The organism is Myxococcales bacterium, assembly GCA_016703425.1.
In the GTDB taxonomy this organism is placed as follows: Bacteria; Myxococcota_A; Polyangia; order Polyangiales; family Polyangiaceae; genus JADJCA01.
Genome location: JADJCA010000013.1, coordinates 359433 through 373063 on the forward strand (window position 1 = coordinate 359433; position 13631 = coordinate 373063).

Annotated in this window: 14 protein-coding genes; 5 read left to right on the top strand and 9 right to left on the bottom strand. The window is 67.0% G+C overall.

The genetic code is table 11. The annotated features are described in order from the left end of the window. Positions 1–4 precede the first annotated feature (4 nt). The 9 genes from IPG50_26490 to IPG50_26530 form a co-directional block, all read right to left on the bottom strand. Entirely contained in the window at positions 5–1045 is a 1041-nt protein-coding gene (locus IPG50_26490; protein ID MBK6695729.1) for a serine/threonine protein kinase, read from the bottom strand. A gap of 83 nt (positions 1046–1128) precedes the next feature. Beyond that, complete coding sequence (locus IPG50_26495) at positions 1129–3006, bottom strand: chloride channel protein (protein ID MBK6695730.1); 1878 nt, start codon at positions 3004–3006, stop codon at positions 1129–1131. Between the two features lie 116 nt (positions 3007–3122). Then, on the bottom strand, positions 3123–4265 hold the full coding sequence (locus tag IPG50_26500) for an NnrS family protein (protein ID MBK6695731.1): 1143 nt from the start codon (positions 4263–4265) through the stop codon (positions 3123–3125). An 86-nt stretch (positions 4266–4351) separates the two neighbouring features. Beyond that, the gene (locus IPG50_26505) at positions 4352–4618 is read right to left on the bottom strand and encodes a high-potential iron-sulfur protein (protein MBK6695732.1); all 267 of its coding nucleotides are present in this window, start codon (positions 4616–4618) and stop codon (positions 4352–4354) included. 128 nt (positions 4619–4746) lie between these two features. Beyond that, positions 4747–5412, bottom strand: a complete 666-nt coding sequence (locus tag IPG50_26510) for an SCO family protein (GenBank protein ID MBK6695733.1) — start codon at positions 5410–5412, stop codon at positions 4747–4749. Further along, positions 5409–6197, bottom strand: a complete 789-nt coding sequence (locus IPG50_26515) for a formylglycine-generating enzyme family protein (protein ID MBK6695734.1) — start codon at positions 6195–6197, stop codon at positions 5409–5411. The genes IPG50_26510 and IPG50_26515 overlap by 4 nt, the downstream gene beginning before the upstream one ends. A 23-nt stretch (positions 6198–6220) precedes the next feature. Further along, the gene (gene nirK / locus IPG50_26520) at positions 6221–7726 is read right to left on the bottom strand and encodes a nitrite reductase, copper-containing (GenBank protein ID MBK6695735.1); all 1506 of its coding nucleotides are present in this window, start codon (positions 7724–7726) and stop codon (positions 6221–6223) included. A gap of 60 nt (positions 7727–7786) precedes the next feature. Continuing rightward, positions 7787–8503: a Crp/Fnr family transcriptional regulator gene (locus IPG50_26525; protein ID MBK6695736.1), complete on the bottom strand. Its 717-nt coding sequence runs from the start codon at positions 8501–8503 to the stop codon at positions 7787–7789. A gap of 77 nt (positions 8504–8580) precedes the next feature. Further along, positions 8581–9213, bottom strand: a complete 633-nt coding sequence (locus IPG50_26530) for an adenylate/guanylate cyclase domain-containing protein (GenBank protein MBK6695737.1) — start codon at positions 9211–9213, stop codon at positions 8581–8583. An 89-nt stretch (positions 9214–9302) separates the two neighbouring features. Between IPG50_26530 and IPG50_26535 the strand changes: the two genes are divergently transcribed. From IPG50_26535 to IPG50_26555, 5 genes are all read left to right on the top strand, one after another. Next, positions 9303–9632: a hypothetical protein gene (locus tag IPG50_26535; protein MBK6695738.1), complete on the top strand. Its 330-nt coding sequence runs from the start codon at positions 9303–9305 to the stop codon at positions 9630–9632. Beyond that, positions 9574–10092, top strand: coding sequence for a hypothetical protein (locus tag IPG50_26540; GenBank protein MBK6695739.1), 519 nt, complete (start codon positions 9574–9576; stop codon positions 10090–10092). Before IPG50_26535 ends, IPG50_26540 begins: the two co-directional genes overlap by 59 nt. A 124-nt stretch (positions 10093–10216) precedes the next feature. Next, positions 10217–11641 (top strand): benzoyl-CoA 2,3-epoxidase subunit BoxB, encoded by a 1425-nt coding sequence (gene boxB, locus IPG50_26545; protein ID MBK6695740.1) that lies wholly within the window; start codon positions 10217–10219, stop codon positions 11639–11641. Then, on the top strand, positions 11641–12843 hold the full coding sequence (gene boxA / locus IPG50_26550; protein ID MBK6695741.1) for a benzoyl-CoA 2,3-epoxidase subunit BoxA: 1203 nt from the start codon (positions 11641–11643) through the stop codon (positions 12841–12843). Before boxB ends, boxA begins: the two co-directional genes overlap by 1 nt. 8 nt (positions 12844–12851) lie before the next feature. After that, positions 12852–13631, top strand: a complete 780-nt coding sequence (locus IPG50_26555; protein MBK6695742.1) for a CBS domain-containing protein — start codon at positions 12852–12854, stop codon at positions 13629–13631.

A 13631-nucleotide genomic window follows, 5' to 3' on the forward strand; every position in this document is an offset into this window, starting at 1 on the left:
AGCTCTATTCGCCCTCTTTCGCCTCGGTGTCACCGAACGACGTATCGACGATGATGCTCGGTTCGACCAACGCGTCGAAGATCGCGCTGAGCGCCAGCGACGCCTCTGCAGCGGAAGGCGGCGCCGGGGCTCCGCTTAAGGCAGGCCTCACGCGCGCCGCCTCCTCCTTCAGCTGAGCGAACGTCGAGCGAACTGCCTTTCGCATCTCGGCGGCGTCGGCCCAACGCTCACGCTTGTCGAAGGCGAGCGCCTTGTCGACGACGCCCACGACCCACGTGGGAATGTGCGGTGCCACCTCTCCGAGCGACGGCGCACGATGCTTCATCGCCGCAATGAGACGCTCCATTTGCGTCTTGCCGGGATGAATGGTGCGCCCCGCGAGGGCGCGAAACATCACGGCGCCAACGGCGAAGACGTCGCTTCGGGCCTCGACCTCACCGCTCTTGCCTTGCGCCTGTTCGGGCGCCATGTACGACGCGGTCCCCAGCACGATGCCAGCGCCGGTCTGCGCGAAGCCGGGAGCGTCGCGCAGGCGAGCGAGCCCGAAGTCGAGCACCTTCACGACGCCGCTCTTCGTCAGAAACAAGTTGGCCGGTTTGATGTCGCGATGGACGACGCCGCGCTGGTGAAAGGCGCCGAGCACGTCGAGCGCTTGGTCGGCCACCGCCAAGACGTCGGGCACCGGGAGGGTGCCGGCGCTTCGTTCAATCCACTGCTCCATCGACTCGCCCTCGAGCAGGTCCATGACCAAGAACGGCGCGCCGTCGGCCGTCACGTCGTCGTCGAGGACGCTCACGGCGTCGGGGTGCTCGACCTGGTTGGCGACATAACCCTCGCGGAGGAAGCGCGCGCGAACCTCTTCCTGCTCTGCGAACGCAGGGAGCAACATCTTGATGGCGACGCGCTTGCCGTTGCGGTGGGTCGCCGCGAAGACCGCCGCCATGCCGCCGGTGTCGATGAGCCGATCGATGGTCCACTTGTTGGCGAGCGTTTGACCGACGCGCCGCTGCATCTGATCCCGCGGATCGGGCCCTTTGCTCGTCATGCGCGCCAAGCATTCGTGCTTCGCGCCACCACGTCAAGCGCGGCGCGGCTGTGACTCGCCGGAGCCACCCGCACCCCCAAGCGCTACGCCGGGTCGCGTCGACCTGCGAGGCGCCGGTAGCTCTGCACGATCTCGCTCTCATCGAGGAGCCCTACGATGCCACCGGAGGCATCCACCACGAGGACCTCGCGGAGATGTTGGCTGAGCATCAACTCCAGCGCCGTGTGGAGATCGTCGGTGTCACGCACCGACGCCGGAGCCCGCATGAGATCGTCCGCGACGGTCATCGCTTCCAGCTCTCGATCGGCAGCGATCGTCCGCAGCACGTCAGCGTCGATCATTCCGAGGAGAATGCCGCCGTTGTCCCGAACGGGAAACACCTCTTGCGTGGTGGCTTCGGCGATCTGGCGCACGATGTCCCGCGCCGAGTCCTTCTGATTGAACGCGACGAACGCACGCGTGCGGTCCACCACCTCGAGGGTGGGCACGCCGCGAAGCACGTCGAAGATGAGCTCTTCGCGGTGCGCCGGCGAATCGCGGCGCGTCGGCACTTGCGCTGTGTAGAGCGTACGCCGGCGAAGCGCCACGAAGGCGATGCCCTCGGCGAGCATGAGCGGAACGAGCAGGTCGTAGCTGCCGGTAAGCTCGCAAATCATCACGAGAGACGCGAGCGGCGCGTGGGCGATGCCTCCGTAGAAGGTGGCCATCCCCACGAGGGCAAAGGCTCCCGGTTCGATGCGCGGATCTTGAAGGACGAGCTGCGCTGCGCGACCAAATGCGCCGCCAACGAGGCCGCCGACAACGAGCGATGGGCCAAAGTCGCCGGCACTCCCGCCGCTTCCTACGGAGAGGCTTGTGGCGATCATTTTTGCGAGCGCGAGCAGCACGAGGAGCTGCACGTCACGGCTACCCCCGGGCAACCACGAGGCCCCCGTAATGGCCGCCTGCGCCGCGCCGTAGCCGCCCCCAAGAATGCCGAGTCCCTGCCCCTCACGGCCAACCGACGGGCCAACGAGCAGCAGGATGGTCGTCGCAAAAGCGCCGAGCGCGAGCCCTCCAATGGCCGGCTTGAGCCAGAGCGGCACTCGCATCGCCTTGGCTACCCGCGCGACCGCCGACAACATCCCGCAGAAGGTCGCAGCGAACACGCAGATAACCGCCGCTAGGAGAGCGTAGAGCGGGAGGTGAGCCGGTATGAAAGGATAACGTCCGTGCGCGAAGAGGGTGCTCTCGCCGAAGAGCGAAATGAACACCGAGTACGAGACGACGCTCGCGAGCACGGACGGCACGAGCGCGTCGGACTCAAAGTCGTCGCGATGAAGCACTTCGACCGCGAGCAGCGCGGCGCCGAGCGGCGTGCGGAAAACGGCAGAGATCCCGGCGGCGGCTCCGGCGACGAGGAGCACGCGACGCTCCCGCTCCGTTACCCTCAGAAGTCGGCCGATGAGCGAGCCGATGCCGCCGCCGATGAGCATGGTGGGCCCCTCGCGGCCGCCGGAGCCGCCCGTTCCCAACGTGAGCAGCGTCGTCAGGGCTTTCAGCAGGGGGACGCGCGAGCGAACCTCACCGCCCCGGTGATGGAAGGCCGAAATGATCGCGTCGGTTCCGCCGCCAAACGTCTCTGGTGCAAAGCGCCAGGAGATGAACCCTGCGGCCAGCGCCCCGAGCGCTGGCACGAAGACGAGAAGCCACGGACGAAACTCCGGGCGGCGAACGATTGTGAGGACCTCTTCCCCGTGCGCCAGGAGCGGTATGTAGCCCGTCGTCACCTCGAGCAAGGCGTGTTGCACTGCCTCGAGCGCCACGAAGAAGAGCGACCCCGCCACGCCCCCCGCAAGGCCCACGAGCGCTGCGTGGAGGAGAACACGACCAAGGACCTCGAGCTCGAGAGGCGCGCCTGGACCGGCGAGGCCGAAGAGAGACCGCACGCGTTGTCCCGGCGGCAACGCGCCCGGTCTCATGCGGAGCGACGCCGAAGTGGGCCCTTCCCTCCGAGATGGCGGCGCTGACATGAGGATGATGAGGGTACGCCATACCGAGTGGGCTGGCGACGCACCGTGACGCCGTTCCGCTCGCTTCAGCCGGCCTTGCCGTCGACGCGCGCGTTCATGCACACGGGCAAGTAGGTCACGAAGTACAACGCGAACGCGGCAGCCCAGAGGACTCCCGCGACGGCGACCCACGTGGCATGACGGCCGGGGGCGAAGAGCACACCAACGACACGTGCCAGCGCGGCACCGATCATGAGGACGAAAGCCACCACGACCGCACGCGACGGTTCGAGCAGCCGCCCCGTGTGCCCCAGCGCAACGCGCGCCATCATGCCGAGCGTGAGGCAGCCGATGGCACCAACCGTCAGCGCGTGGGTGCCGACGGAGGGAGGCACGCTGCCGCCGGCGGCCCTTAGCGCCAGGCCGATGGGAATGAAGCCGTGGCCCACGTGGAGAATCCACAGGAGCGGCACCTTGACAGCCCGCAGCGCACCCCACGAGTGAGAACGTGCAACGAGCAGCGCGGCGGCGACTCCCGCTACCGCGCGCGTGCCGCCGTCGGGGACCCCAGATGCGTCGGCGACGAAGACGAGGACCACCGCTAAGATCGAAAGCACATCGAGCACTGGTCGACCGCGGATGGTTTCGTCGCGGGTCGCATTGCGCGTGAACATGGGGATGACGCGTCCAGAAATGATGACCAGCAGCACGACGACGACGTCGACGGCGAGGAGCACGCCGGCCCGCGTGCCGCCGCGAAGACTGCCGCCGAAGTGCGTCCAAAGCTCGGCTCCCCACAACGACGCAAGCACCGCGAGCATCACGAAGTTCCTCCGGTTCTTGACCGCCAAGAGAGGCCGCGCGAGGACCAAGGCGAGCGCCGGGAGGAACGCCAAGTCGAGCACGCTCGCCAGCGCCGGGAGGTGTCGCTCGAAGGCCGTGACCATCCGCCCGAGAAGCCACAGTGCCGCCAGCCCTGCCAAGAGAGGTCCCGTCGCCGTCTCGCGTCCCGTCCAATTGCCGACGGCGGTCAGCAAGAAGCCGGCGATAACGGCGCTCGTGAAGCCGAAGAGCATCTCGTGGGCATGCCAAAGCTGGGCGCCACCCTCGCCGCCGGGCGTCAGCACTCCGCGCAGCGCGAGCACCCAGACGAGCGCGACGACGACGCCGTGGAGCGACGCCAAGAGGAAGAACGGACGAAACCCTTTCTGAAGGAGGGCAAGGCGCACGTCTGGCACCGCCGGCCGCCGAGCCCCGAGCTGCGCCAGACGCTCCCCCGCCGCGGGCGGCGAGGACGCGACGCCTGATGGCTGCGCTACGCCTTCTTCGCCCATGATTTGCAGGTGCCAGCCGGGTGCACCGGCCCCTTCATGATTTGGCAGCCGCCGCACTGGTCCGGTGCTGCCGGCTTGTAGAGCTGGCAGGTCGAACACGGCTTCGCCGGATCGCCGCTCAAGTCGACGTACCCAAGCACGGTCCTCATGTTCACCTCGTCTGCCGAGAGGCCCGCCGTGTCTGTGCAGGTCAATGACTTCTTCCCGCAGCCGAGCAGTGCGGAAGGCGCGATGAGAACGGTCGCCATCCCAACGAAAGCCTCACGTCGATCCATGCGCTTCATCAAAACCTCCTGCTCCCTCGATTCGTTGCCTACTGTGATGCCCGTGGCGCGTCGCGTCGATGACATGGATCATCGCCCGGCCCCTCGCTCCGTCAACGCTTCGCCAAGAGCTCGCGGATGCGCGCCGATGCGGCGGCTCGCGTGTCGGCGATGCCGTCGTAGCGAGCGTCGATGCGCCCCTCGCGGTCGAGCAGCGTAATGACAGACGAGTGATTCAACGTCCCGTCCATCTCCCGGTACTTCACCCCCAGGACCGCGGCGGCGTCGCGGATATCATCGTCTTTGCCCGTGAGCAGCTTCCATCGGCCCGCGTCGAGTCCAAAACGCTTGACCACGCCCCGCAGCACGTCTGGCGTGTCGTTCTCCGGGTCGATTGTGATGAGCAGGACGCGAAGCCCCTCGCGCTCCTTCGGAGTTAGGGCGGCTTCGATCGCTTTCGTGTTGTTGATGAGCCGCGGACAGGCCTGCGGGCACGACGCAAAGAACATGGCGACCAAGGTGATCTGCCCGCGAAACGCGTCGATCTTCGACGATGCGCCGTCCTGGTCGACAAACGGCGAAGGCAGCGCGTAGATCGACACGCCTCGAACGACGTCGAGCGTCGGCAGGACACCGACCGCGCTCTCGGAGGGCGACGCCTGCGCCATCGCCGCCGGAGACGCCGACGGAGCCGGAGCCGGCGCTCCGTCCGACTTCGCCACCGACTTGTTGCAGCCGACGAGGAGGACGAGACCCAAGAAGAAGCCGATTCGGCTCATCGTCGCGGCCCCTTTCCTGTCGCGCCGGCATCACCGCGGGGCGCGGTGCGTGCGCAGCGAAAGCCGAGCGTCTTGGTTGTGTAATCGCCGCGGAGGGAGCTCCGCATGGCGATGCGCATGAAGCTCGGATAGTCGGTCTTGTCGGTCGCCGAGAGGGCGCCGGCGCCGCAGAAGCGCATTTTGTCCTTGTCGCCGCTCTCGCGGCTGTCGGCGCTGACGAGGGTGCTGTTGAAGTCGAGCACCCACTCCCAAACCACGCCGTGAAGGTCTTGGACGCCCCAGTAGTTCGGTGGAGTGCTCCCGACGGGTGCGAGCGCCTTCGCCGGTCGCGAGTACCAGTCGACGATGCGTGCGCGCCACGCCACATCCTCACGTGCGTCGGGAGCCTTCTCGCTGGCCATGGCGGCAAGCTCCCACTCGCTCTCCGTTGGAAGACGCGCACCGCGCGCTGCGCAGTAGGCCTTTGCAGCGAACCAGCTCACCTCCACGACCGGCGCTTCGGGGACGAGGCCCTTGCCTAGCTCATCGGGCGAGGCCCACGACGCGAGGTATCCGGCGTCGGCGAAGAGGCGGTCGACGGAGCCGCGACGCCAGACCGGGTGAGCCCGGACGAAGCCCAAGTAGCTGGCGTTCGTCACCGGCAATCGATCGAGGTCGAAGGCCGGCATCGGGATCTCTGCCTCCTTCGGGCTCGCCGGGTAGAAGGGGCGATACACCGCTGGCCCCACGCGTCGCATGTCGGCGCTCGCAAGCGCCAGGAGCGTGAGAACCAGCGGCGACAACACGACCTTCCTCTACCTCTTCCTCGTCAGTGGCCGGCACCCGGCGGCCGCTTGGTCGCCGCGCGGACGTCGGCAACCTCTTTTGGAGAAACGGGGTCGCCGGTATTGCCCCAGGAGTTGCGCACGAAGGTGAGGATGTTGGCGAGGTCGTCGTCCGCGATATGACTCATGGGCGGCATCACGGAGTCGTACTCTTTGCCGTTGACCGTCACCTTGCCCTTGAGGCCATTGAGCAGCGCCTCGACGCTCCTCTTCTTGTCGGCCATCAGATAGTCGGACTTCGCGAGTGGCGGGAACGCGCTCGCGAGCCCCTGGCCCTCGGGCTGATGGCACGTGGAGCAGGTGCCGAGGTAGAGCTGCTTACCCGCCTGAATCTGCGCGTCCTTCGACAGCGCTCCCTTCTCGAGCTGGGCCGCGGCCGTCACGAGCGCGCCGGACGATCCCTGCGCCTTGTCGCTCAGGTACACCGAGTCGACCTCCTGCCCCGAGTAGATGTCCTTTCGCTCGGGTCCCTCGACCTTGAGCATGGCGATAGCGCCCTTGTTGAACGCACGGAAGAGCGCGTGGTCCACCACGATGTACGTGCCCGGCACTTCGACGGTGAACTCCACGATCGTGGAACCACCGGCCGGAACCATCGTGGTCTGGACCTGCTCCTGCACCTTCATGCCGCCTTCCATGTAGACCTTGTCGAAGATCTCACCGATGACGTGGAAGCTCGACGAGAGGTTGGGCCCGCCATTGCCGATGAACAGGCGGATCTTCTCGCCGACCTTGGCCTTCATGGCCTTGTCGCCCACGAGCGAGCCCTCGGAGCCGTTGAAGACGACGTACGTCGCGTTCTCTTCGATGGCCTTCTGCATGTCGAAAGGCTGGAGGCCCTTCTCACGGTATTTACCGACGGTATAGAAGTCACCTTGCATCACGTAGTACTCGCGGTCGACGGGCGGCAACGGCTCCTTCGGCTCCACATAGATGAGACCGTACATGCCGTTGGCAACGTGCATGCCCACGGGGGCCGTGGCGCAGTGGTAGACGTAGAGGCCCGGGTTCAGCGCCTTGAACGTGAACTGCGTCTGGTGCCCCGGCGCCGTGAAGGTGCTCGTGGCGCCGCCGCCGGGTCCTGTGACGGCGTGCAGGTCGATGTTGTGAGGCATCTTGCTGCTCTCGTGGTTCTGCAGGTGGAACTCCACGGTGTCCCCCTCGCGAACACGCATGAACTTCCCCGGCACGCGGCCGCCGAAGGTCCAGAACGTGTACTGGACGCCGTCGGCGATCGGCATGGTCACCTCTTTCACCTCGAGTTCGATGGTGACCTTCGCCGGCCCCCTTCTCCCTGTCGCCTTTGGCACGTCGGGGGCGAAGGTGAGTTCGGCCTTAACGGGCGTGGTGACGGGCACCTCGGGTGCCGGGGCCGTAGCCGAAGCGCTAGTGCCAGCGGTCCCGCCGGGCGCGGGCCGGTCCTGCGAGCAAGACCCAAGGAGCAGAACGGCGCTCGTTGCGACGAGACGCGCGAGGATGTTTCGAGCCATGTGGCCCTCCCTTTGGTGCCTACGTTGCGCCGGAACCCTTTCGGGGCGCGATGACCTAGATCATGTCGGGTTCGATTCCGCCGCGGCGCCGCTCGCCTCGCGACGCAAGCGCTCGGATCCATGGATCAAGAACCCTTCGCCGGTTGTCTCGACGAAACGCTCTTTCTCCCAGCGCGAGAGCACTCGAATCACCGTCTCGACGCGAACCCCCACGAGGCGAGCGATGACGCGCCTCGTGAGCGACAAGGGCACGTGAAGCTCGCCGGGCTGCCCCTCATCGCCGAAACGCTCCGTGAGCAGCAAGAATAGGGTCGCCAAGCGCTGAGGCACCTCGCCCGCTGTGAGCACGTCGACCTTCTCGCGAAGCACCGCGTTGTGGTGGCCCATGACGCCGCTCATCGCACGAGAGACGGCGCCATCGTCTTCGAGGGACGACAGGAGAGCTCTTCGCTCGACGCGGAGGCTTTCGGACTCTTCCGACAGGCAGCGCGCACCAGCGGGAAACACCTTGCCGTCGACGACGGCGAAGAGGCCGGGGCACTCGCGGGGACCGAATAGGGCGAGCGCCACCTCTTCGCCATCGGGCGTGACGCGGGTCACTTCCACGAGACCTCGGAGCAAGAGCACGGCGTGCGTCGGTTCGTCACCCCGGCGCCACAGCGCGTCGCCTTGCCGGAGGCTTACGGCGTGCGTCGCCGTGGAGAGGCGCTCGAGCGTCTCGGGACGCGCGTCTTTGAAGAGCGGAAACGCGCGCAGCTTGTCGCCAAGAGAGGACACTCGCTGGCCAGCGTATCGGAAGGCTCCTTGCCTGTCCCGACCGGTCGGCCGGGAGGCGGCGTTTGCTCGTGCGCGGGCTACGTCGGCGCCGCCACGACGCGAAAGGTCTTCTCGGCCCCTGCGACCACGACCTCGAGCGGTTCGAAGGTAACGCCGGGCACCGCCGCGGCGGCGACCCGCACAGCATCCGTCACGAGGATCTCGCGAGCCTGCGCAATGTCCTCTCCCAGCTTCGACGCCACGTTGACCTCTTGTCCGTAGACGTCGGTGTCGCCGATGCGCAAGAGCGGTCCGTAGCCGATGCCGAGGCACAAGAGCACTTGCTCCTCGGGAGCTCGGTCTTGGTTGTACTGGGCGCAGGCCTTCTGCATCGCAATGCACGCACGGAGCGCGCTATCAGCTCGCTTGAAGATGATGAGGAAGCTGTCGGCTTCGACCTTGATGAGGATGCCATCGTGGGCGGCGGCGATGGGCAAGAGGAGACGCTTCTGTTCGAAGATCACCTGCAAGAAGTGAGTGATGCCGAACGCAGCGACGCGACGACTGAAGCCCGACAGATCGGTGAAGACCACAGCCCACGTCTCGCCGAAGAGGTCCCAAATGCGCCGATCGATGTCTGCGACATTGGCTCCATCCGCTGCTCGCTCTTCGATGAGCCGCCAGAGACGAACCTCGGAGCCCTTGAGTTCACGATCGGGGTCGCTGCTCATGCCGGCAGTCTACACGGAGCCCGGCAGCGGCTGACCACAAGGAGGCTTGCATTTCCCGAGAGGGCGCGCACGTGCCATGCTCGACGCCGATGCGACGGCGGCTCCTCGTGCTCGGCGTTGGCTACGCGGGCGAACACATCCTCGCCGCGAGAGGCCGCGAGAGCTCGTTGGGGCTCGTGCGTCGCGAGGTCCGCCGCGCCGAGCTCGAAGCGCGAGGCCTCGACGCGGAGCGAACCGACGAGCTCGCGAGCCGCGTGCTCGCGCTGGCCGACGAGACGACGCACGTCGTGGTCACGTTTCCCCGATGGCACCACCGACCAGCACGTCGCCGACGCCCTCTCGAAGGCACGGCTCGGTGCTGTGACTTACCTCTCGTCGACGGTCGTCTACGGGGAGCGCCGCGGCGTCGTCGACGATGAGACACCGGTGACCGAGGCACCGTCGCCAGCGGCCGCGCTGCGACTCTCGGCAGAGGAGGCCTGGCGAAGGCTGGGCGCGACGATCTTGCGGTGCCCCGCCATCTACGGTCCCGAGCGGGGGCTTCATGTGCGCGTCCTGGCGGGCTTGCACAAGGTGGCCGGCGACGGCAGCGGCGCCACCTCGCGCATTCACGTCGAGGACCTCGCCGCGCTCGCGCTCGCGGCTCCGCAGGCTCCGCGACGAACGTTCGTCGTCGGAGATGCCGAGCCGGCTCGGCAGCGCGACGTGGTCGATTGGATCGTCGAAACGTACGGCGTCTCGCAGCCGCCGTCGGTTCCGGCGGCGATGGTGCACGAGACGCTGCGGGGCGACCGCCGCGTGGACGGGCGCGGCGCCCTCGAGGCGCTCGGCGTCACCCTTCGGTATCCGAGCTTTCGCGACGGCATGGCTCGACGGTAAGTCGATCGACGGCGCGCACGTCGTGCGCCTCCGGCGCAACCGCTGCACCAGCCTCGCGCGACCCTTCCGCGAAAAAGACGAGCCGCGCGAACTGTGCACGACTCTTGCTGCGGCGACGCGCACGATGGCCATCGACTACAGCTCCCGCATACCCAACAATGTCGACCTCGATCAGAACAAGGTCCTTCAGCGCGCGCTCGAGCACTGGCAGCCGAAGTTCCTCGACTGGTGGCGCGACATGGGTCCCGAGGGAAGCCCCGCCTATGACGTGTATCTCCGCACCGCTGTCAGCGTCGACGCGAAGGGCTGGGCCCACTTCGACTACGTCAAGATGCCGGACTACCGCTGGGGGATTTTCCTGACGCCGCCCGAGCCGGGGCGCACGATCGGCTTCGGCTCCCACAAGGGGCGTCCCGTCTGGAACGAGGTCCCCGGCGAGCTCCGGAGCACGCTGCGACGGATCATCGTGACGCAAGGCGATACGGAGCCGGCGAGCGTCGAGCAACAGCGTCACCTCGGGCGCACGTGCCCTTCCCTCTACGATCTTCGCAACCTCTACCAAGTGAACGTGGAGGAAGGCCGGCATCTCTGGGCGATGGTCTACCTGCTGCACGCGCATTTCGGTCGTGACGGCCGGGAGGAAGGCGAAGCGCTCCTCGAGCGACGGTCCGGCGACGCGGACAAGCCTCGCATCCTCGGCGCGTTCAACGAGAAGACGCCCGACTGGCTGTCGTTCTTCATGTTCACCTTCCTCACGGACCGCGACGGGAAGTACCAGCTCGCGGCGCTCGCCGAGTCTGGCTTCGACCCGCTCGCACGCTCCACGCGCTTCATGCTGACGGAAGAGGCGCACCACCTCTTCGTCGGTGAGAGCGGCATCGGTCGCATCATTCAGCGCACGTGCGATCTCATGAAAGAGGCGAAGACCACCGACCCGGCAAAGGTCCGCGGGCAAGGCGGCATCGACCTCGAGACGTTGCAGCGCTACCTAAATTTTCATTTCTCTGTGACGCTCGATCTCTACGGCTCGGAGGTGTCGTCGAACGCGGCGACCTTCTACAGCATGGGCATCAAGGGGCGCTTCGAGGAGAGCAAGCTCCACGACGATCACGTCCTCGTGAACGACGAGTATCCGCTGCTCGACCTCGCCGGCGACAAGCTCGTTTCGAAGCACGGCAACGCGCTTCAGACGCTGAACGAGCGCCTCCGCGACGACTACATCACCGACTGCCAAGGGGGTGTGGATCGCTGGAACAAGATCATCGAGAAGGCCGGCTTCGAGATGCGCCTGAAGCTCCCCCACAAGGCCTTCAACCGGAAGATCGGCACCTTCGCGGGGGCTCACGTCAGCCCCGATGGTCGCGTCGTCTCCGAGGCCGAATGGACGCACCAGTCTCGGGCGTGGCTTCCGAGCCAAGACGACCACGCCTTCGTCCAATCCCTCATGGGCCGCGTCGCCGAGCCGGGAAAGATGGCGGGCTATATTGCGCCGCCGGCTCGGGGCATCAACAACCAGCCCAGCGACTTCGAATACGTGCGCTTCCACTGATGTCGCTCGCGCGTCAGCACCTGATCGATCCGGAGGTCTGCATTCGCTGCAACACCTGCGAAGAGATCTGCCCGACGAACGCCATTTCCCACGATCGGCAGAACTACGCGGTCGACTTTCAAGCCTGCGACGGCTGCGGCGACTGCCTGCCGCCCTGCCCCACCGGTGCCATCGACAGTTGGCGCCAGGTCGCCGTGCCCCATTCCGTGCCGGCCCAGCTCCAGTGGGAGGCTCTTCCGCAGGACGAGGCCCCTTCAGCGACGTCCTCCGTGATCCCCGCCGACGTCGCCACGATGTCGGCCGCAGCCAGCCGCGCCGAAGGCGGTCGCGTGCCGCCGCCGTGGTCGGCCGCGCACCCGTACGTGGGGCTCTACGCGATCGACGAGCCTGCCATGGCCACTGTGACAGGCAACTACCGCCTCACGGCGGACGACGCCTCGAGCGACATTCGCCACATCGTCCTCGACTTCGGCAAGACGGCCTTTCCGGTGTTAGAAGGCCAATCCATCGGCATCGTACCGCCGGGCATCGACACGAAGACCGGCAAGCCTCACCACGTAAGGCTCTATTCGGTCGCGAGCCCGCGCGATGGGGAGCGACCGGCACACAACAACCTCGCCATCACTGTGAAGCGCGTCACCACCAGCCCCGACGGTTTGCCGGTGCACGGTGTCGCCTCCAACTACCTCTGCGATCGTGCGCGCGGCGATCAGGTCCGCGTCACGGGTCCCTTCGGCACCACGTTCCTCATGCCAAATCACCGGGGCGCGAAGCTCCTGATGATCTGCACCGGAACGGGCGCCGCACCGATGCGGGCGATGACCGAGAGGCGGCGACGGCGCGCGAGCCTCGACGAGGGCGTGCGACTGGCACTCTTCTTTGGGGCGCGGCGCCCGGAGGAGCTCCCATATTTCGGCCCGCTCATGAAGCTCCCGCGCGAGCTCATCGACGTCGAGTTGGCGTTCTCTCGCCTCCCCCACAAACCCAAAGAGTACGTCCAGGACCGCATTCGCGCCCGCGGCGATGCGGTCGCCAAGCTCCTCGCCGACGACGACACCTTCGTCTATTTGTGTGGGCACACGCGCATGGAGGAGGGCGTGATGCATGCGCTGGCGGACGTCAGCACGAAGGCCGGCTTGAGCTGGGAGACGCTGCTCGGACGCTTGCGCCGCGAGGGGCGGTTCCACGCGGAAACCTATTGAGGCACAACATGACGATCGACTCCGCGCCGGGCATGCCCACAGTTCGCTCACGCATGACGGTCGACGTTCAGTGCGTCGGGCCAAGGGAGCTCGTGACGCACCTCACCGAGCTCCTCCTTTCGAAGAACATTTCGGCCGTTCCCGTGACGGAGGAGGGCCGCCTCGTCGGCGTCGTGTCAACGACGGACCTCGTCGCGGAGCTCGCTCGAACACCCGGCCCGAACGAAGGGCCGCGGCTCGCAGCCGACGTGGCCCAGAGGCCGGTCGTCACCATCAACGGTGACGCGACGCTCGCGGCGGCGGCGGCGCTCTTCCAGAAGGAGCGCATCCATCGACTCGTGGTCGGTGACGGCACCACCGTCGAGGGCGTCCTCACGCCGCGCGACTTGCTCAATGATGTGAAGGCCCGGCCACGTGACCTCTTGCTCTCCGCGCTGATGGTCCGCGCCCTCGCGACGGTCGACATCGGCGACACCGTCGACGAGGCGGTCGCGCTGCTCGGCCGCGCGCAAGTCCACGGGCTCGTAGTCAAGGACGGCTCGCGTCCCGTCGGGGTGTTCACGCATCGCGAGGCGCTGCAGTCGCGGAAGCTCCCCGCAGCGCTCCGCGCTCAGCCTGTCGAAGACGTCATGAGCTACGAGACCATCTGCCTCGACGATGACACGCCCGTGCATCGCGGCGCCGCGTACATGCTCGCGATGGACGTGCGGCGCATCCTCGTGGTGAAGAGCGGTCACCTCGTCGGTATCGTCAGCGCCCTCGACTTGGCCGGCACGCTCGCCATGTAA